Origin of the sequence: Ginsengibacter hankyongi, assembly GCF_008710285.1 — a bacterium.
GTDB lineage: Bacteria > Bacteroidota > Bacteroidia > Chitinophagales > Chitinophagaceae > Ginsengibacter > Ginsengibacter hankyongi.
Genome location: NZ_VYQF01000012.1, coordinates 58,643 through 78,174, shown reverse-complemented (window position 1 = coordinate 78,174; position 19,532 = coordinate 58,643). Strand labels below are relative to the sequence as shown.

19 protein-coding genes are annotated in these 19,532 nt (G+C 38.9%); 12 read left to right on the top strand and 7 right to left on the bottom strand.

Annotated elements, in window-relative coordinates; genetic code table 11:
- Positions 1-40 precede the first annotated feature (40 nt).
- From FW778_RS21380 to FW778_RS21370, 3 genes are all read right to left on the bottom strand, one after another.
- On the bottom strand, positions 41-2,500 hold the full coding sequence (locus FW778_RS21380; RefSeq protein ID WP_150416931.1) for an ABC transporter permease: 2,460 nt from the start codon (positions 2,498-2,500) through the stop codon (positions 41-43).
- A 430-nt stretch (positions 2,501-2,930) separates the two neighbouring features.
- Positions 2,931-3,320, bottom strand: a complete 390-nt coding sequence (locus FW778_RS21375) for a hypothetical protein (RefSeq protein WP_150416930.1) — start codon at positions 3,318-3,320, stop codon at positions 2,931-2,933.
- 4 nt (positions 3,321-3,324) lie between these two features.
- Positions 3,325-3,636, bottom strand: a complete 312-nt coding sequence (locus FW778_RS21370) for an HU family DNA-binding protein (protein ID WP_150416929.1) — start codon at positions 3,634-3,636, stop codon at positions 3,325-3,327.
- A gap of 234 nt (positions 3,637-3,870) precedes the next feature.
- On the opposite strand from FW778_RS21370, the gene FW778_RS21365 reads away from it, so the two are divergent.
- Both FW778_RS21365 and FW778_RS21360 read left to right on the top strand, forming a co-directional pair.
- Positions 3,871-4,134, top strand: a complete 264-nt coding sequence (locus FW778_RS21365) for a hypothetical protein (protein ID WP_150416928.1) — start codon at positions 3,871-3,873, stop codon at positions 4,132-4,134.
- Between the two features lie 416 nt (positions 4,135-4,550).
- Complete coding sequence (locus FW778_RS21360; RefSeq protein ID WP_150416927.1) at positions 4,551-4,964, top strand: DUF3592 domain-containing protein; 414 nt, start codon at positions 4,551-4,553, stop codon at positions 4,962-4,964.
- Between the two features lie 277 nt (positions 4,965-5,241).
- On the opposite strand, the gene FW778_RS21355 is transcribed toward FW778_RS21360, so the two are convergent.
- On the bottom strand, positions 5,242-6,084 hold the full coding sequence (locus tag FW778_RS21355; RefSeq protein WP_150416926.1) for a hypothetical protein: 843 nt from the start codon (positions 6,082-6,084) through the stop codon (positions 5,242-5,244).
- Between the two features lie 497 nt (positions 6,085-6,581).
- Between FW778_RS21355 and FW778_RS21350 the strand changes: the two genes are divergently transcribed.
- Complete coding sequence (locus tag FW778_RS21350) at positions 6,582-7,124, top strand: cupin domain-containing protein (RefSeq protein ID WP_150416925.1); 543 nt, start codon at positions 6,582-6,584, stop codon at positions 7,122-7,124.
- A 152-nt stretch (positions 7,125-7,276) separates the two neighbouring features.
- On the opposite strand, the gene FW778_RS21345 is transcribed toward FW778_RS21350, so the two are convergent.
- Entirely contained in the window at positions 7,277-7,918 is a 642-nt protein-coding gene (locus tag FW778_RS21345) for a hypothetical protein (RefSeq protein ID WP_150416924.1), read from the bottom strand.
- Positions 7,919-8,091: 173 nt separating this feature from the next.
- On the bottom strand, positions 8,092-8,376 hold the full coding sequence (locus tag FW778_RS21340) for a hypothetical protein (protein WP_150416923.1): 285 nt from the start codon (positions 8,374-8,376) through the stop codon (positions 8,092-8,094).
- 198 nt (positions 8,377-8,574) lie between these two features.
- Between FW778_RS21340 and FW778_RS21335 the strand changes: the two genes are divergently transcribed.
- From FW778_RS21335 to FW778_RS21305, 7 genes are all read left to right on the top strand, one after another.
- On the top strand, positions 8,575-9,096 hold the full coding sequence (locus FW778_RS21335) for a hypothetical protein (RefSeq protein WP_150416922.1): 522 nt from the start codon (positions 8,575-8,577) through the stop codon (positions 9,094-9,096).
- 251 nt (positions 9,097-9,347) lie between these two features.
- Complete coding sequence (locus FW778_RS21330) at positions 9,348-10,274, top strand: alpha/beta fold hydrolase (protein WP_235906523.1); 927 nt, start codon at positions 9,348-9,350, stop codon at positions 10,272-10,274.
- A 618-nt stretch (positions 10,275-10,892) separates the two neighbouring features.
- Positions 10,893-11,840, top strand: a complete 948-nt coding sequence (locus FW778_RS21325) for a hypothetical protein (RefSeq protein ID WP_150416920.1) — start codon at positions 10,893-10,895, stop codon at positions 11,838-11,840.
- A gap of 113 nt (positions 11,841-11,953) precedes the next feature.
- Positions 11,954-12,790 carry an alpha/beta fold hydrolase gene (locus FW778_RS21320; protein ID WP_202552419.1) on the top strand — a complete coding sequence of 279 codons (837 nt, stop codon included), beginning with the start codon at positions 11,954-11,956 and terminating at the stop codon, positions 12,788-12,790.
- A 377-nt stretch (positions 12,791-13,167) separates the two neighbouring features.
- Entirely contained in the window at positions 13,168-13,662 is a 495-nt protein-coding gene (locus FW778_RS21315; protein ID WP_150416918.1) for a YybH family protein, read from the top strand.
- A gap of 296 nt (positions 13,663-13,958) precedes the next feature.
- Positions 13,959-14,564 (top strand): PepSY-associated TM helix domain-containing protein, encoded by a 606-nt coding sequence (locus tag FW778_RS21310; protein WP_150416917.1) that lies wholly within the window; start codon positions 13,959-13,961, stop codon positions 14,562-14,564.
- Between the two features lie 16 nt (positions 14,565-14,580).
- A complete protein-coding gene (locus tag FW778_RS21305; protein ID WP_150416916.1) occupies positions 14,581-15,216 on the top strand; it encodes a PepSY-associated TM helix domain-containing protein in 636 nt (211 codons plus the stop codon).
- Between the two features lie 173 nt (positions 15,217-15,389).
- Here the strand turns inward: FW778_RS21305 and FW778_RS21300 are convergent, their stop codons facing one another.
- Positions 15,390-17,099, bottom strand: a complete 1,710-nt coding sequence (locus tag FW778_RS21300; RefSeq protein ID WP_150416915.1) for a hypothetical protein — start codon at positions 17,097-17,099, stop codon at positions 15,390-15,392.
- 127 nt (positions 17,100-17,226) lie between these two features.
- Here FW778_RS21300 and FW778_RS21295 point away from each other — a divergent pair, with 127 nt between their 5' ends.
- Both FW778_RS21295 and FW778_RS21290 read left to right on the top strand, forming a co-directional pair.
- Positions 17,227-17,406, top strand: a complete 180-nt coding sequence (locus FW778_RS21295) for a hypothetical protein (RefSeq protein WP_150416914.1) — start codon at positions 17,227-17,229, stop codon at positions 17,404-17,406.
- Between the two features lie 1,012 nt (positions 17,407-18,418).
- The gene (locus FW778_RS21290) at positions 18,419-19,456 is read left to right on the top strand and encodes an AI-2E family transporter (protein ID WP_150416913.1); all 1,038 of its coding nucleotides are present in this window, start codon (positions 18,419-18,421) and stop codon (positions 19,454-19,456) included.
- Positions 19,457-19,532 lie beyond the last annotated feature (76 nt).

Genomic DNA, 19,532 nt, shown 5'->3' with positions numbered 1-19,532 from the left:
CCTTACCGTTAGTTGCATCCCCGCATCAAATACCAACTCCCTATTCCGTCCGTAACGATTTCACCGGATTTGCCACAGCCGCCTTAATTGCCTGGAAGCTGATGGTTACTAACGCTATGAACATGGCAATAAACGCAGTTATTACAAATACCCACCAACTAATAGGTGTGCGATAGGCAAAGCTCTGCAGCCATTTGTTCATCAGGAACCAAGCGAGTGGCGATGCGATGATGATGGCAATACCCACCAGCTTTAAAAAATCTTTTGAAAGCAGGGTAACGATGCCCGTTACACTTGCACCCAATACTTTGCGCACTCCAATTTCTTTTATGCGTTGCTCTGCACTAAACGTAGCCAGGCCAAATAAACCCAGGCACGAAATGAGAATAGCAATAATGGTAAAGTCGCCAACTATAGCGGCAAGCCTGTTCTCTGCATCATAATTTTTTTGAAAATCCTTATCCAGGAAACTATAATCAAATGGCTCCGTTGCATTTAATTGGTGCCACGTATTTCCAATGGATTGTAACGCCGCATTCATATCGCCGGACTGTATATGTACAATCATGTAGTTAAACAAAGACGCCGTATTTAACTGAAAGCCGTAAGGCCCTATCGGCAAATGCAGGTCTTCATAATGAAAGTCTTTTACCACGCCAATAATATTAAAATTGGATGTAACGCCATTGTAAGTAGTATGGAGTTTCTGGTTAACCGCCTGCGATGCATCTTTAAACCCAAATGATTTTGCAGCCGTTTCATTAATCACCATTGTTCCCGTGGTATCTTCCGTAAAGTAGGAGTCGGAATACAATCTTCCTGCGAGGGGCTTAATGTTCAGCGACTGCAGGTACCGCGTATCAATATAATTCATCTTAATATCTTTGCCCTGCTGCATATCTTTGCCATCGGTGTACAAAATATTATCGGACACGTTGGAGATGCCTGGATAAAACATAGACGCACCCACGTTGGCGATACCTGCCTGTTTCAACAAATCATTTTTGAAAGAACCATATATTTTTTTTGCATTTTCACTTCTCAGCGGAATAACAATTTGCTGGTCTTTAGTAAAACCAAGATCAGCAGAGCGCAAATACTTCATCTGGCTGGCAATAACCACCGATGCAATAATCAATACAATGGATATTACAAATTGAAAAACTACCAGGCCCTTTCTTAAAGAAACCGCTGCCAGCGAATTGGCAAACTTTCCTTTCAACACCTTCGCAGGATTAAAAGAAGATAAATAAAATGCGGGGTAGCTTCCTGCAATTAAGCCGGTGATAACCGACAAAGCTACAAATGTCGCAATAAGCAATACATTGTCGCCAGCCTCAAACGAAAGCTGCCGCCCCGAAACCGAATTAAACAATGGCAGCAACATTTTAGTAAATGCAAAAGCAAGCAGCAATGCAAACACGCTCATCAAAACTGCTTCGCCCAAAAACTGTGTAATAAGAAATTTCCTTTCAGCGCCCAATACTTTCCGTATCCCTACTTCCGCGGAACGCTTGGCAGATTGCGCCGTTGCCAGGTTCATGAAATTAATGCAGGCAATCAGCAAGGTGAATAAGGCAATGGAAGCGAGGATATATAAATAGGTAACACTGCCGCCGGGGGTTAAATTATCTTTTACATCTTCATCAAGGTGTATCTTCGTCAGCGGCACTAAAAATTGCTTTTTGCCAAAGCCATAATCTTTTAAGCCTTTGCCTGCATACTTATCAATGAAGGCAGGGAATTCCGATTCCAGTCTTTTTACATTGGCATTTGGATCAAGCTGCAGGTAGGTGAAATATATGTTGTTATTCACCAGGTTGGTTCCCGCGTCCTTAATCATATCAGCTATCTTCCCGCCCATCATGCTCATAAAAAATCTTCCGTCAACGTGCGATGGCTTATCGATGGGTTTAAAAACGCCGGTTACTAAAAAATCATGATCACCGTTAGTACTGCTGCTTATATGAATTACTTTGTTTAGCGCCGGCTCGTTGCCAAATAATTTATTGGCAATATCATCTGACAGCACAACGGTATTGGGATTATTTAAAGCGGTTTGCGGATCGCCTTCAATAAAATTGTAAGTGAACATTCTGAAAAAAGTAGAATCCGCCAGTAATCCCTTTGTTTCATAAAAAGATTTCATTGGCTCACCCGGCCTCTGCTGGTATTGCAACAGGGTTTTGTCTTCCCCGTATAATGCGGTAACCCTCGTGGTTTGCTTTATTTCCGGGAAATTCGCTTTCATCATTTCGGCCATGGGCGCCGGTGTATTCGGCAGCTTCTTAAAGTTGCCCAGGCCCACGAACTCCGTGCCTAACTGGTAGATGTTAGCCGCATTTTTTTGATACGAATCGTAGCTGGTTTCATTAATAATATACAACGTTATCAGCATGCAGCAGGTAAGCCCAACCGATAGGCCAATCACATTAATAATGGAGAACAATTTGCTCTTTAGTACATTTCGCCATGCGGTTTTTAAGTAAGTCTTAAACATATATTATGAGTTGTGCATTAGTATATCGTAAACCTTTATCACCAGGGTAAAAATATTTTCAACCATTATACCAATAATTTATCTCGTTGATATAGAATTACTAATATAAATAATCAATTGATGAACTGTTCGGATATGAACACTTTGTTTTGGGAAGCGGACAGTTAGGAGGGTGAGATGTAGATACCCTGCCTGAAAAGATGGTTGTCACACTGAGCTTGTCGAAGTGAGCTTAGCTTGCCCTGAGGGATCGAAGGGCCGTAGTGCTTAGTGGGGCCTTCCGATATTAGCAGTAATCTTTAAGCGAGCTTGCTCTTCACGCGCCGAGTCCCCTGCGGGAGACTCGGCTGAGACAAAAGTTTATTAATTGCTCAAATTTTTCTTTTCCAACTTACCGCAATTAACGAAAAATTTCTTGTTTGCGACCGTATCATAGTTTTGTGACTAAAAATCCTATAATAAAAGCGTAAGAAAAAAGCATAAGAACAATTTTGGCGTAATAAAAAATATATATTGGAATATTCTTATTCTTGGGCGCTTTAATGTCTGGATCTGAATCATCAGTTACTTTCTCCTCTTCACTTCGAAAGAACTTTATCCAGATTTGACCACCCAGTACATACTGAATAAGATCGAAAAATAATGCTAACGATAAAAATATAAGTGGTAAGATCAAATAATGGTCAACTAATGGTTCATCTTGTTTTGAATTTTTGAAAAGCCAAATTATACCTATACCGGCAAGACTTAATTGACGAGTTATCTCGCTTGCTTTTCCTGTATACTCATTTGATTTCTTTCTATATTCGCTAAGTTTCATTTAGTTACTTTTTTGTTCTCATCGGACCTGTATCATCGGTACCACCACCAACTATATTCTGAAAAATATTAGCAGCCTTAAATCTAGCGATATTTTTATTCTTGACTTTGATTAACGCCCCGGTATGTGGGTTTCTCCCTTGCCTTGCAGCTCGCTTAGATACCGCAAAAGTTCCAAATCCGTTTAAAGTAACCTTGCCACCATTTTTTAGAGTTTTTGTTATGGAATCAGTTAAGGAATTTATTAAGAGCGTTGCTTGCAATTTTGTAATTCCTGCATCTTTGGAAATTTTTTGGATGAGCTCTGCTTTATTCATGTAGAAGAATTTAATCTGCTGAGGTTAAATATAACTGCTAACGCTGGGTATTGCTGTAGGCGGAAATCCATTGAACGTCCTGCCCTGAATGATAGTTCAATATTGTTTTCAAAAGTTGAAGATAAGAACTTTTGCTTGGCTTTGCTCCTCGGATGAACTCTTATGTGCCAGCCGAGTCTCCCGCAGGGGACTCGGCTTGCAGAGACTTCCATAAGAATTTGTATTTTACAATCAATGTCTGTAAAGCAACAAATAACTGAATCGGATGGAATATATTTTATAACAATTACCTGTTATAACTGGTCGCATTTGTATGATGTTACCGATGGATACCCGTTAGTTTATAAATGGTTCGATCATTTAAAAGAAAACAGGCAATACATTACCGGCTGTGTTATTATGCCAAATCATTTACTTGCACTTATTGGCTTTCAAATTCAGGAAAGAAGTTGTACAAAATGGTTGGCAATGGTAAACGTTTTATGGCTTATGGTATAGCTGATATATTAAAAAAGCAAAACAATGAAATTATATTAGATAAATTATCAAAAGCAGTAAACGTTTCAGACAAAAAAAGAGGAAAGTTGAATGAAGTTTTCGAATCTTCATTTGATATTAAAGAATGTTTTACGAAAAAATTTATCATGCAGAAATTAGATTATATCCATCAAAATCCATGTACAGGAAAATGGAACCTTGCTGATTGCCCGGAAAATTATGTACAGTTCTGCCGGATTTTATTATAAAGGAGTGCAGGGAATTTATCCGGTTGATAACATCATGAATTTAATGGATATTGATTTGAGTGAAGGAATGTAGCTTGCTCTTCACACGCCGAATCCCCTGCGGGAGACTCGGCTGGGACATAGATTTAAGCTGGCGTATTTGATCTAATTCTAATGGAAACATAAATTATGAAAATAACAAAATTGCAAGCTGGGACTATGGTATTTTTTTTACTTGTAATACTATTTATTCTTATTGCGGTTCCACTATTCAAGAAAAGATTAATTCAGAACCATAAAATTTCAAATGCGACTATAACTGACTGTTCTTATGGTGGTCGGACGCATGTGGGAACAATAACTTCTATTTACAATTTTTATTATAATAAAAAAATGATAGACGGAATCGCTGCGTTTAATTCAAGTGAGCTCAATTTTAAAGATGCTAAATTATTATTTGTGGGGAAGGCATTTCCTGTAGCATATAACCCTGACAATCCTAATAATAATTATCTTTTAATTAGGCCAAAAGATTTTAAGAAGTTTAATTACTCCTTTCCAGATAGTTTGCACTGGATAGTTCGATACGTGCATAGTAAATAGTTCCCAACACCTTTTTAGTCCAAGCATATAAAGAAGTTCCGTGGCGCAACCTTTGTCGCATAGCCTTGTGCGTTAGCCATGCTTGTGCCAGTGTGAAGACGTCTCTTTGGCACGAGCGTCCACTGTTGACCAAATTAAAAAGATTTCAGCCTCCGCCAGGTCTCCCGGGCAACGCAACTATTATATTGTTGCTTCTGCTGCTACTGGTTCCCCAACAATTATATTATCCACTTCACTTTTTTCGGGCCCCTGGTAACGGCCGTGCAAAGAAGTGGGGTTATACACATGCATTCATACTATTTGACCATTCCTTCTGAACATTATGACCCGCAACACTTTTAAAGGCCCAGGCACAGATGTCGCCTATTTCGCCATGTACACTATCGTACCATCCCGTACCGGGAACAGGATCTGTAATGGCTTCGCACAATTCATGCGAACTGGTGCCGGTGATTGCATTCAACACACTCAGGCCACCAAGGCATCCGGCGCAACCCGGGAAAGGCATTACGGCATAGTAATCTTTTTTCGAAATGTGATTGTGATAACCGCAAAAAGCTGTACATGATGCCCCGCCACCCATATGCACGGTCACTCCCTTGTCCAGGTAAATAAAATACAGCGTGTTTTTGTCCCAGGCAGGAACGGTATTCGCAGCTATCCACGCCTTTAATTGCTGTTGAATAACGGCGTCGGTGATGATGCTTCCCGGGGCATTTGCCGTAATTACTTTACTGCCTGAAAGTGAGCCATGCTTTATTGTGAAAGCAGGCGTGTTATATTCAGCTAACTGGTCTATGAGGGAGCTCACTACAATATCTTTAAAAAATTTATTGATATTTTGCTCCAGCTTCACAAAGGCCGGTGCCGATTTCCAGTTTTTGCCCCAAAATATAGTATATACTTTTACCTGTGGAATTAACGGCCCGTGGTTGTATACCAGGTGTGGCGGCGGCGGAGCCGTAGGAAGCGGCGTGGCTATCAATTCAGCATCGTCTGCATCCTGTCCTAAGTCCTTTAACTCCACTTTGGTTTTAGGATGATGTAAGGGTGCAATACGAATGAACTCGCTGTTAGTAACTCCTTTTAAAGGAGCTACTATAGTTGCTTGCTTTACCATAACAATTTAAGATTTTTTGCCTACTCTTTGATAGGATTTTCGGCTAACTCCATATAAATTTTCATTAACCTTGAACTAATCCTGCAGTTTAAGAGGGGAATTTCTTTGCACTTTTTGGGGCGGGTTCAATGGGTGCATTAAACCCATTCTGAAGTTAGTGCTAATAACTGTGAAGTCAAAATTTAGCATAGAAAAATTTTATGCACAAAACAGGGTGGATGGTTCCTGCAATTTCCCAATTGGCGCTACTGCCAGTGTCCGCCGCCGATCGGATTGAAAAACGATTTCCCCACCTGCGTCTACCCTTCTACGTTAAAATGATTATTCTTTTGTTCATGGGAATGTCTCCGGAAGGCACTTCCTGCTTATGACCGCAACGTCAACTGCGCGGGAAGTTACTCCGCAATTAAAATTATATCTTAAGGTAGCTATATTTAATGTACCTTGATTATAATGTAATTTTTCAAATAAAAGCTGTTGCTATATAAAACTTCATTATGGAAAAACGAACTTTTGCCAATCCTGCCATTAACGACTCTGCTACCTTTATAAAAACTTCCGACGAAACAAATGGCGAGTACACTCTTATTGAAATAGATTTAGGTAAAAGCGATGGCCCCCCTTTGCATTACCATAATGCATTTTCTGAAAAGTTTGAGGTACAGGAAGGCACTTTGTACGTGCAGGTAGGCAAGGACAAAAAAGTTCTAAATGTTGGTGAATCGGTAACTGTTCCGGCAGGTACCCATCACCGGTTCTATAATGAAAGGAATGACAAAGTGAAATTTCATATAACCTTAAACCCCGGGCATACAGGTATGGAAAATTTCATCAAGATTTTCTACGGGCTTGCGGCTGACGGCCTTACAGACAAAAAAGGAAAACCAAAAAAATTTGCACACCTTGCGGTGGCTTTAATTATATCAGATTCGAATGCCCCGGGATGGATGTCACTACTTTCGCCAGTTATCAGGGCTACAGCCAGGCGGGCTAAAAAGGACGGAACAGAAAAATGGTTGTTAGATACATATTGTTCATGACAAACCGCATCTTCGAATTGAAAGATTTCTCCATCTGCGTCTACCCTTCAACGTTTAAATAATTATCAACTGTGGTACTGGTGTTTCCAAAACTCACCAAAAACAAAAAGCCGCCCTACCGGGCGGCCTAAAATAACTTGTATATCTGACGTTTAGTTAATGTTTAGTTGAGTAATGCGACTTAGGGGGTCGCTGTATGCCACCTGTTCTTTAGTGCCCACTGCAATAATCCGTGCCCAGAATTTTGTGCCGGCCGGAAGATTTGCAAATGTGTACTCTTTAGAGGTGGTGGAGAAACTAGTCCAGACGCTGTCGGTTGTTAAAGGGTCAGCGGTGATCTGGTGGGTGTAGCTTACACGGTATTTTACACCGTCGCACACGAGCGTTAGCCCGATGCCCACTTCGGCATCCAGGAGCTTAAAGCCTGTAACGGAGCCAAGAGGCGAAGCGCTACTGTCTTTATACAGCTCAAAGCCGCTGGTGAGCAGTTTATCCCGGTCACCTTTTGCCTCGTACGTAACAGAGCTTGCTACGTCAGTAAGCTGCAGCACGAGTTCCGTGCGGGCTGTGTCCCGCAGGGAAATCATCGCCTTGTCACGGTTTTCGGCGTTAGCCAGGGCAGTGTTAAAGCCGGTTAACGCAGATGAAAGGTTTGGCAATAGAGCCTGGGTTAATGGAAAATTGTCATTTGCTGTAAGTGCAGTATTTATTGTGTTTGCAAATGGCGACAGGGCTGTGTTTGAAAATCCGCTAAGGCCTGTCTTGATTTTAGCAGATTGGATTTTAATTACCATTGTTTTAAAATTTGACTATAAAAATGTGTACGTCAGGTACAAGTCATTTTTTTAATAACAGATAGTTTTAAAATTTATTTTACAACCGAATGACAATTTTGTGTATTTTTTTATTATTAAATTATAATTGGTTGATTATTAAAGAAAATTTTTTTTGCTTTTTTATATTTTTTTTATAAACAGCGAAAACGGTCCCCGGTCCACACCGTAAAGTGGATGCGCCACACCGAAAAGTTGACGACCCACACCGAAAAGTCGACGACCCACACCGTAAAGTTGATGCGCCACACCGTAAAGTTGATGCGCCACACCGTAAAGTTGACGACCCACACCGTAAAGTCGACGACCCACACCGTAAAGTTGATGCGCCACACCGTAAAGTCGACGACCCACACCGTAAAGTTGATGCGCCACACCGTAAAGTCGACGACCCACACCGTAAAGTTGATGCGCCACACCGTAAAGTCAGCGCACTTTACGGTAAAGTGGATGGCGGCACGGTAAGGTGAGATTGGATTGTCCTAACGACAATTGAAAATAGCGAATGTTAAACGATTGAAAATCAATTTGCAAATTTGGGAGGAGTGCCATATATTTAAGTGTTGCCTGCCATTTTTTTGAGCACCTAAATTCCACAACAAGTCGACATATTTGTTATGACAGAAGAAGAAAAGAAAAGATTGGACAAATTAAGATGGGAGGCAGAACGTAAACAAAAGCAGTCTCAGCTTAATGAAAAATTGAAACTGCTTTTAACTAAAGACAAGTATGAATTTTTATCTTTTGAAGAATCTGATAAAATTCAATTAGCCTCTGATGGTTGGCCCGACAATAAATGGAAAGACTCTTTATATTTTCAAGCAGCTTTACAAAATAAGACAGCAATTAATGAGATAGTAAAAAAATATACAGACACAACTAAAAGTGACAGCGTTTTTTTATTTTTCATGAATTTTAATTTCGGTTTAGTAAAGATTTCAAATTCAATTCTAATTAATTACTGGTCTGAGTTGATTGAAGTTGATGGCGACGAAATATTTTGTCTTCAACAGGACGACCCAAGTTTTATTTGTATAGAGAAAACGGAAGACATAATTGTTGGAAATGAAAGCGAAGGCAGACAATGGTTGTATGAAGTAACATTTTCAAACGCTGACATAAAAAGCAAACTGACTTAAAACGGCAGGCAACATTGGGTTTTATGCAAGTTGGACTTAACCAGCAAACATCAGCTAATTGCAAACCCAGGCTGTGGCTCGGGCTGAACAAACAACTTTCAACTTTAGTTCTTAAATTCAACAATATATTTTCAATCAGCAGCGGTTGTGGGTAGACGGAATGCTAATTTCCAACCTGCATAAAGCCCTGCTCGTCGTATGTCGTTTAAAATTTCAAAAAGACAACTATGCCTTTCTTTAGATTTTCCATCATGCTTATCCTAATCTGTACAAAAAGTGCATTTGCCCAAACCTCCATAGACACCTCAATGGCTGTAAATATTGGAGGAATTAAGCAGTGGATAAACATTTCAGCAAAAGATACTTCAAAACCTCTATTACTCTTTTTAGGTGGTGGGCCGGGCGAATCCTATATCGATAACAAGGATTACTTTACCAAAAAATTGCAAGAACAATTCACCCTTGTCATTTGGGACCAACGAGAGTCGGGAAAAACACTTCAATTAAATTCATCACCGGTACCATTAACTGTAGACAGGTTTCAGCAAGACACCCACGAATTAATCACCTACTTGCTACAGCGCTTCCATCGCCCTAAGCTATATTTGGTTGGCTTTTCATGGGGAACCGTGTTGGGATTAAAAATAGCTCAGCAATACCCAAATCATTTATACGCTTACATCGCCGTAAGCCAGATGGTAGATCAGGAGAAGAGTGAACAGATGTTACTGCAAAGGTTGAAAGAACAGGCGGCAACAGCAAAAAATCAAACCGCTCTTCAAGAATTGTCACTTGTCAAGGTTCCTTTTGAAAACACAGATGAATTGTACTATCAACGGAAATGGTTGTTTCACTTCACCAATAACCCTGTACCCGATTCTGTATTGAAACAATATTTTTCAACATACCCTAATTCACTGTTTGTGTTGGCGAATGAGGCGTCTAAGATTAATTTTACAAAAGAAGTTCCAGCCCTTCAATGCCCCATTTATTTTTTTGCAGGGAGGAATGATTATCAAACAAATCACGAACTGACATATAGCTATTACCAACAACTCAAAGCAAAAAACAAACATTTTTATTGGTTTGAGAAGTCAGCACATACAGTTCCTTTTACTGAACCTGATTTATTTCAGCAAATCATAATTGACACAGTGTTTAAAGAAACTTATAAATAAACGAACGCACAACATGTGCATCCTATGTAAAGCGGTTATGTCCCAGCCGAGTCTCCCGCAGGGGACTCGGCGTGCATAGATTTTCATAAGATTTTGTATTTTCCAATCAATATTTATAAAGCAACAAATAGCTGAATCGGATGGAATATATTTTATAACAATTACCGGTTATAACTGGTTGCATTTGTATGATGTTACCGATTGATACCGGTTGGTTTATAAATGGTCCGACCTTTTAAAAGAAAACATGCATTACATTAACGGCTATGTTATTCTTCACACGCCGAGTCCCCTGCGGGAGACTCAGCTGGAACAAAAGATGAAACGGGCGGGGAAAAGAAGGAATTAGGTATTATAACGTGATTGAAACAGATTCAATGCAACAATGCCCCCGGCTATCCTGATAGTACCTCCGGATATTTAAGATATAACAGCTAAGGTTAAACGAATTGCAAATAGATTGACTTATAAAAATTGAAATTTTTTTGTAGATTTAATGTTTATAAATCCTGAGCTGCAAATTCAGGATAGTGTAGCTTTTGGTTGGAGGTAAACTAAGAATAGCCGGGTGGCTGCAAAATCCAAAACTCAAAAAATAAATGTTCCTCACCTAGTTAAATGAAAACAGTTCCTCTAATTTATTTCATGTTGATATTTTCGCTTGTATTTATTTTATCAAGTGTAAAAGGCCAACAGATTAATGATAGTTCGTTTAATACTAACCTACTTAAGCCAGCTTATTTAAATAAACACCCAAGTGTGCTTATCGACGCAGCACACTACAATGCCTTTTTTACGTTGAATAGAATTCAACCATTTTGTAAATTAATCTATGCAGACGGATACAATGTAGATACGATAGGAAGAAGATTTAATTCAAGGATGCTGTCTAACTACGATATTGTTGTAATATTCACAGCTCAAGGCGGACCGGATGAAAGCGACTCAGCTGAATTTTCGGCATTTAGCGATTCTGAAATAGAAGCTCTTATTAATTGGATAAAAAAAGGCGGTTCACTTTTGTTCGGAGTTGATCATTCACCTTTTAACTATGCAGGACTTAAATTGCTCACGAACTTAGGCATTGGTTTAAGTTTTGGACGTATTGAAGATTCAGTATTTAGTGAAGGTGGTATTGAAAACGGGCCGGATGGACGAAGGGGCACTCTTATTTTTAGCCGACAAAACGAATTGCTCGGAAACCATGTTATAACAAGCGGAAGAAATTACCAGGAACAAATTAATAAGGTAATTACAGATGGCGGCCAGGCACTAAAACCCCCTAAAGGAAGTATAACTTTATTTCGAATTTCAAATACAGCCTATAATGGTGGGATTGGAAATTCAGATTCTTATCGAATGCCTGTTGGAGTATATAATGCACAAGCAATCGCTTTTACATTAGGTAACGGCAGAGCTGTAATAACAGCTGATTGTTCAATGTGGACGGCGCAACTTGTTAAGTTTAATAATAAATGGGTCAAATACGGCATGTCCAGAACCGATACAGATAATCGCCAATTCGCCTTGAATGTGATGCACTGGTTGTCTCATTTAATCAATTGAATTCTTAAACAATGAACTTTTTCAATCATCTGACAAAGGCCCGGCTTCTGATTTTGATTTTTTTAGCCGCCATTTCAGAGTACTCATTTTGTCAAAAAACTGATTCAATAGTATTGAACGATGCTGTTTTGTATTATTACATTTATGGCAGCGGAAAGCCCATCATCATATTAAGCGGTGGCCCCGGGCAGGCCTCTCATGCAGAAGACGACGTTGCATTAGCACTAAGCAAAAAATACCAGGCTATTTTATTTGATCAAAGAGGGACCGGTAAGTCATGGACAAAACCAATGGACAGTTCAACCATAAACATTGAGCAGGCAATAGAAGACATTGAACTATTAAGAAAACATTTGAAAGTTTTGAAATTGAATATGTATGGTCACTCTTGGGGAAGCATGTTAGGTGCTGCGTACATTGCATGCTATCCTGGAAATGTGCAGTCATTTATTTCTGTTGATGGTGGCCCGTTAGATTCGTCAATGGCTTCAGCCGTCCAAATTAATTTCGACAGCAAAAACCAGTTGTGTGATACGAGCCAATATGATTATTGGAGTAGGCCGGATATAATTAAACGAGATTCGCTGAAAGCTAAATACGAATTAGAGAAGATAGTTATGGCTCCCTTGTTGTACGATACCTCAAACTGGAATAAAGTGTTTCTGCAACGCCGAAAGGGAAATAGAAATGATTTAATGCACGAATTGATGTTGACAAGCTTTTCAAAAAAGTTTATTCCAATTGAAAAAGATCGCAAATATCATGGGGCCTCCTTAATTGTTTTTGGCTTTAACGACCCGATTGGTCTAACCACATTGAGTCAATATTTACGGGCGTTCCCGAAGGCAATTGTTGCAGGGATATATCAATCAGGACATTTCCCTGAAATCGAGCAGTCCAAACATTTCTATGAAATTATAAATGCTTTTCTCGAAAATAATACTAATTAAGGATAATGGGGCCCGAAAGTGCAGTGGCAAAACGGTGGCGCAGCGAATATATTCTCAATTTTTTGTACGCTAAGTTTCAGGCGATGAAAAACGCCCGGCAATCGAATAAACAATGACCCTTTATTTATGAATTAGCACCGGTTAAGAGCTGACAATTTTCAAATACCGTCAAAGCTTGCTTCTATGCTGGCAGATTTGCAAATCCTCATCTTTTGTAATGCTATCAACAGCAATCCGGCAAACTTTCATTATTGAATTTTTCTATATATCTTCATCGATAATTTTCAATTGGGCTAACGTTGCGGGCTAAACGATATAAAATTCAGAATAGCCGCAATACCCTAGCGTACAAACGGTTTAATTTTAAAACAGATAATATGCGTCCAACATTATTAATTTTTGTGGCATTGAATTGCTGTAGCTTGTTTTCCTGTAATTCAAACAATTCAGAAAAAGCGCCCGGCGAGAAAGTTGAAAGCTCAACCCTGGATAAAAAATGGGCAAAGTCTTTCGTGGATAGTATCAATGCGAAATTTTCCGAACAAATTGCCTCGGGTGACTCTGCTGCATTAGCATCTCACTACTGGCCCGATGCTGAGCTTTTGCTGGACAATAGCGAAGCTGTAAAAGGTAAAGATATTCTTAATGCCTGGGGCGCTGCAATACGCATGGGCATAAAAGAAATGACCTTTTCAACTACTGATATTACGGGGAGTCCCACATTCATAATTGAAACGGGCAACTATGAAATAAAAGATGGATCGAAATCATTACTTGATAAAGGCAAATACGTTGTAGTGTGGGAAAACCGGAATGGAGAGTGGAAGTTATATCGTGACATTGGAAGTACGAGTATGCCGGCAGCAAAATAGAATATCATCCCGTTAGATACCTGAAACAAAAAAGCACGAACGCTCATCAAAAGCATTTGCACAACCTGGAAGAACTACAGGTATATGAACAAAGAACTTGTTAAAATGATTAAGCTTTTAGTTGACACCTATTTATCGACCGACAAGACACAACGGCCAAAAAGGGTAAGGCTTTACTAACAATGGACTTTTACTTATAAATTTGACAATGGTTACGGACAAACGAAAGTTTACTTCCACGCCTGCATAAATGTGCAGTTGCGCCTTAAAAGACCTTACCTCATAGCTCCAATAGTATGAAAAAATATTACCCTTCCGTTCGTACGCTTCACTTATACTTTGGTTTATTTATCAGTCCGTTTGTACTCATCTTTAGTATTAGCGTAATAATTTTTAACCATCCGGGGCTTATAAACCGGCTTAACCCGGTTCAAAACCCGCCGACCGTAAAAACAAAGTTGGACAAAATTCCTTATGATTCTACTGATCTGCAAACAGCTAAAGCAATCATCAGAAAACTGAATATTAACGGAGAAATAGATTTTATTTCTAAATCGGACAGTTCTATTTCTTTCCCGGTAAACAAGCCCGGGCTAAAAACTTTTATTGCCGTAAACACAATTAATGATAGTGTATTAATTACCCGGAAACAGGAAGGCACGCTGCGAGCCACTACATATTTACACTCAATGCCTGGCCCGCATAACGCAAGTATTCGTGGCAATTCGGTATTCTTAAAAATCTGGCGAATATTAACGGATGCAGTAGTTTATGTACTCCTGTTCCTGACGTTTAGCGGAGTTTTTTTGTGGTATATGTTAAAAGCAGAAAGAGTTATAGGATTGTACGCCATCGCTTTGGGTGTGTTGTTCTTTATTAGTATTTTATTATTCATTTTTTAAGCCGCTAGCCGATAATATGCAATCTCAAAGATTATCTAAAGAGCTGAATTTCTGGGGCAGGAAGGTACATATTCATCTTGGCCTGTTTTTGCTTTTATTTATTTGGTTATTTTCTTTTTCAGGCCTTCTCCTAAACCACGGAGATTGGAAAATATCCAACTTCTGGGATAAAAGAAAAGAAACTCAAATAGTAACGCCCATTCATGCTTCAACCAGCAGCGACAGTAGTACCAGGTTGAAAGATATTATGTCTCAGCTTAAAATTGCAGGTGAAATAAGCGATGTGAAAATGTGGCCGGATAGTATCTATTTCCGCGTGTCGAAACCAGGTGAGGTTAGAAACATGGAAGTAAACTTTATAACCGGTGTTTGTACTCAAAAAGAGCTGCAATACAATTTAGCAGGTAAAATACGCACCCTTCATTCATTCAATGGAGTTGATAAAAACAATCCTGGCAGGCAGCCTAACTGGATAATTACTGATATATGGAGATTATCTATGGATGGAATAGCGACAGGGCTTTTATTATTATGCATAAGCAGCTGGATCATGTGGTTTAAAATAAGAGAACGATACCGTTGGGGATGGTTTGTTTTGATATTGGGCTTTGGCGCCGCCATTTACTTCATATTTGTTTTACGAATATTATAAACTGTTTCATACCATGCAAAAAAAATCCCTGCCTTTAGTTTTCCAAATCTTTTTTAAAGCTTACCCGCAATCACAATATTTCAATAGTACGACTGACCGGGGAATGCTGTCATCAGACAAAATAATATTAAGAATAAGATTTTCTTAATACACAGTTTTTATGATGAGCTTTACTAGTTCAATACGAGCTTCACAGGTATACCTATCGTTTTTAAAATTCCTGTAAGAATAGAAAACCAGATAAAGCTAATGAAATTGGAATGCTTTCCCCTCGACACAGAAAAAGTTGGTTTGCGCAGGTCATTTCCTTTTCCCGGATTTGAATTTTTTATTAAGAAGATATTTGCAAATAAACCAGTAAATGTTTTCTTTTTTAACTTACCGCCATTATTCTTATTTTTTTTAAGCGGATCGATATGAAGATTGGTGTAATTTAATGCAACTGTTCCCTTAATGGTAAAATCATTTCCTTCCAAATGCGCAAAGCCTGTCTGCATTTGCCCGGTTCTTACATTAAAAAGCCCGAGTGGTTTTGCAATGGGATTTACAATTGTATTATTCAGTGTATCCATAAATATATCCGCTGTAAATTCTCCTGTCCGATACCTTGAAAGATCGAACCTGAACTTAGCAGCCATGGGAATTTTATGCATGAATAAGCTCTTTGCGTTGACAGTGAGATACCGCGCTTTTTTTATTTCTGCACGTACGTTTGAGATATTCTCTGCGGTTCCATTTATGTCATCAAAAAATGTGGTTCCCGATTCCTTACTATCAGGGTTGAATTCTTCAAGAGACACATCAAGGTGATGAAGGGTGAGTTTTCTTACAGATACAGGAACAGGTATATTCATTAAAACCTGCTGTGGAAAATTATTTATTTTAAAAGGCCCAAATGGTAAAGATCTGTCGAGGTACACATAAAAACTTCCATGATTAATAGTTGCCTCTTTTGCTATAAATCTTTCACGATTTATCATAGACCACCAGTTAATATTGCTAAGCGCAATTTTAGGAAAAGTTAAGTGAAGCATCACTTTTCTTACTGATAACCTGCTTTCAAATTGCCGTTTATTGCCACGGGGTGTCAATTCCACATCTGTGGCAATAATTTTATGTTGTTCGCCTGAAACCTGTATTGAACCGATTTTAAAAAAATATAAACTGTCGGGGGTGCGAAAAAAATAATTATTGCATTCAATAGCCGTGTACTTTGTAAACAGGAACCTGTTGGTATCATACTGTGTAGTACTGTCTATCAGCAAATCTTTCATAACAATTGAAAGAACATTAAATTGTGTGAGGTGCGGCTTTTTGTCAAGGTTATGATTAATAAATGTACCTTTCCCAATGTTAATTTTACCAATTACAATTGATGTTGCCTGACCTTTTATGCGGCGGTATAACGATAACGTATCGCTTGCTTTTCTTATAGCTTTGTTATAGGTCCGGTTCTTATGATATACTTCAATGAGCGGGCTGTTGCAATAAATTGCGCTTATAGCAATGTGTTTTTTATTGATCAAATCTTCAAGGCCGATTCCGTCAATATGCAGGCTGGCAAATTTTATTTTAAAAATATCATCAGGAAGCTTTTTTAGTTTATCAAGTTGCAGCATCGCCACTGTGTCAACTGTAATGCTTGCATTCGCCGCGTCAAGTTTTGCAGCAAGTACATCAATACCTAATTTTTGAATGGATAAAACATATAAGCCGTCTGAACCGTCTTTCACCACTTGTTGCAGTTTGGCAATTATTGCCGGTCTTAAGTCTAATATATTTTTAGCCCTGGATTGATCGGGCTTGAAATTTTTTGCTTTCAAAAAATTATACCTGGTGTAGACGTAAGCAGAAATGATAATGAACAAAACCACAGAAAACACAACGATAAACTTTTTATAGAAGCCCGGTAAGCGCATAATTATAAAACATAAAATACGTGCCAGTTTCTGCGAATTTAATTTTCAGTTGCATGCTGGCATATCAATTGTATGGTTTAAAATAAAGACTATGAAAAGATTATCCGTATTTACTGCAACACTCGCTCTGAGTTTTTTGATATATGCTCTTTATAAAAAATCAATAACTGTAAATGATGACCTAAACGATAGCACAGAGCCTGAGCCGCACTCCCACCATGTTACAGATGTGTTTGCCAAAGCTAAAAAGGTAGCTATGTCAGAAGAGTAAATATTTGTTCAACTTCTCGTTAGGTAATACCGCGTGGAGCGGTCTGTTTTAAACCTTTGCCTTTTTTCGCCAGGGTAAAGGTTCTGCTTGATGGTATTGGATAAATTTCAAAAGGGCAAAAAGCACAATGGGTAGGTAATGCAAAAAAGCTGCATAGTTTTTCTTATGTTCCGGATCTGGGCAAAGGGCTTGCTATATTAGGGCAACATACAGAAGCTGACAACCAGTTATGGCATTTACCTACTGCCAAAGCTTTAACGGGTGAACAGCTGATACAATTGGCGGCATAAGTATACAATGTTAAGCCTGCATACAGTTCTATTAATAACTTAATGTTGCGTTCGTTTGGTCTTTTTAAAAAAGTTGTGAAGGAGTCTGTTGAAATGTACTATCAGTACGACAAGGATTATTATTTTGAATCAATCAAATTTGAGAACAAATTTAATTACAAAGCTATGAGTTACGAAGCCGGCATAAAAGATTTATCTAAAACACTCTATGTCAAAAAGTGATTACAACAGACAAAACCCTAATAGTCTTATACCTGTAAGGTTTGGATATTTATAATTAATTTTTATTCAGGTTTTTTGCACGGCCTGTAATAGCGAGCGACATTTAGGTCTTATGTATAGCGGTTCTAACAGTGGTTAATATATAATAAAACAGCTGCCCGTTTTAGGCTGTAGTTTTTCCGGCTCATGGGCGGGATGCTACCCCGAATGTTTTGCAGTCAGTTTTCGTACATGCTTTATAGTGATCTTAATCGCTAATAATATAATTTACAATTCCCGGCTATGCCGAGTTTGTAACTATTGCAAACTTCGGATAGCCTCGCTTTCGGATAAACTCATTTAGCTCCAGCTAGGGATTTATGTCACCAGGTGCCGGGTGCGTTCGTCCTGCAGGAAAGAGGCATTTTTAGCTTCGTAGAAATAATTTACCGCTATTTGGATATAATTGGGTACATTTTATGCTAAGCCTTTTATTCATCTTATTTTAAAACCCTCTTTTAATGGCCGAAGAAAAATTAAGCAATCATGTTGACCAGTCCTTATTAATTAAAAAGGTGTGGATCACGGGTGGCATTGCATTAACCTTCCTGGTTTTTTTTCTCCTGTTCAAAACTTTGTTCAGTGTGTTGCTTCTTGCGCTTGCCGGGATATTAATTGCCATTTATTTTCATGGCTCGGCTAATATCATCCGCAGGAAACTACATTTATCAAATGGATGGAGCCTTGCTATTGCCATTACCTTCAATGTGCTTTTGATGGTTGCTTTTTTCTGGTTTACAGGGGCGAGGTTGCAAAGCCAGGTATCGCAATTGTCTGATACTTTGCCAAAAACTATCAGGAGCGCAGAAAGTAAAATGGACAGCACAGCCATAGGAGGTAAAATACTGGATTATATGAAATCTTCCGGCACTACTGAAAAAACGATGGCTGTTGCAACAAAATTCTTTTCATCAGGCTTTGGGATTTTAAGCGACCTGTATATAGTTCTTTTGATGGCTGCGTTTTTTACTGCTACACCTTCTATTTATAAAAAAGGTTTCATTAAGTTGCTGCCGCCGAAAGCGAAAGAAAAAGGTGAAGCTTTGTTAAATGACATAAATGGCGTTTTAAAAAACTGGCTAAAGGGAGAGATATTTGGTTTCTTTTTTATCGCGGTGCTTACGGGTGTCGGCCTGTGGATCATTGGAATGCCGTTGGTGCTTACACTGGCGGTTATGGCAGGCATATTAAATTTCATTCCGAACTTCGGGCCGTTAATAGCGTTAATTCCTGCGGGCCTGCTGGGGCTTACTATTAGCCCCGCGACGGCACTTATAGTTTTGGGCATGTACACATTTGTGCAGGTAATTCAAAGTGCGGTAACGCAACCATTAATTCAACAAAAAATGTTGAATATACCGCCTGTACTTACCATTTTTGCACAGGTAGCGATGGGTTTGCTGGCAGGTTTTTGGGGCGTATTACTGGCAGTACCGGTTGTTGCCATCATAATGACAGTAGTAGATAAATTATATATTGAGCAACAGGCGCATAATTAATAAAACTTTCCTGGTAGCTTTCCAAATTGACTTAACTAACGGTTACGGTTAAATGTTGTTTATAACGTTATTTAGT

Bases quoted from the DNA above. Each gene is read 5' to 3' on its own strand.
- FW778_RS21380 (WP_150416931.1), bottom strand. From the start codon at position 2,500: ATGTTTAAGACTTACTTAAAAACCGCATGGCGAAATGTACTAAAGAGC.
- FW778_RS21375 (WP_150416930.1), bottom strand. From the start codon at position 3,320: ATGAAACTTAGCGAATATAGAAAGAAATCAAATGAGTATACAGGAAAA.
- FW778_RS21370 (WP_150416929.1), bottom strand. From the start codon at position 3,636: ATGAATAAAGCAGAGCTCATCCAAAAAATTTCCAAAGATGCAGGAATT.
- FW778_RS21365 (WP_150416928.1), top strand. From the start codon at position 3,871: ATGTCTGTAAAGCAACAAATAACTGAATCGGATGGAATATATTTTATA.
- FW778_RS21360 (WP_150416927.1), top strand. From the start codon at position 4,551: ATGAAAATAACAAAATTGCAAGCTGGGACTATGGTATTTTTTTTACTT.
- FW778_RS21355 (WP_150416926.1), bottom strand. From the start codon at position 6,084: ATGGTAAAGCAAGCAACTATAGTAGCTCCTTTAAAAGGAGTTACTAAC.
- FW778_RS21350 (WP_150416925.1), top strand. From the start codon at position 6,582: ATGGAAAAACGAACTTTTGCCAATCCTGCCATTAACGACTCTGCTACC.
- FW778_RS21345 (WP_150416924.1), bottom strand. From the start codon at position 7,918: ATGGTAATTAAAATCCAATCTGCTAAAATCAAGACAGGCCTTAGCGGA.
- FW778_RS21335 (WP_150416922.1), top strand. From the start codon at position 8,575: ATGACAGAAGAAGAAAAGAAAAGATTGGACAAATTAAGATGGGAGGCA.
- FW778_RS21330 (WP_235906523.1), top strand. From the start codon at position 9,348: ATGCTTATCCTAATCTGTACAAAAAGTGCATTTGCCCAAACCTCCATA.
- FW778_RS21325 (WP_150416920.1), top strand. From the start codon at position 10,893: ATGAAAACAGTTCCTCTAATTTATTTCATGTTGATATTTTCGCTTGTA.
- FW778_RS21315 (WP_150416918.1), top strand. From the start codon at position 13,168: ATGCGTCCAACATTATTAATTTTTGTGGCATTGAATTGCTGTAGCTTG.
- FW778_RS21310 (WP_150416917.1), top strand. From the start codon at position 13,959: ATGAAAAAATATTACCCTTCCGTTCGTACGCTTCACTTATACTTTGGT.
- FW778_RS21305 (WP_150416916.1), top strand. From the start codon at position 14,581: ATGCAATCTCAAAGATTATCTAAAGAGCTGAATTTCTGGGGCAGGAAG.
- FW778_RS21295 (WP_150416914.1), top strand. From the start codon at position 17,227: ATGAAAAGATTATCCGTATTTACTGCAACACTCGCTCTGAGTTTTTTG.
- FW778_RS21290 (WP_150416913.1), top strand. From the start codon at position 18,419: ATGGCCGAAGAAAAATTAAGCAATCATGTTGACCAGTCCTTATTAATT.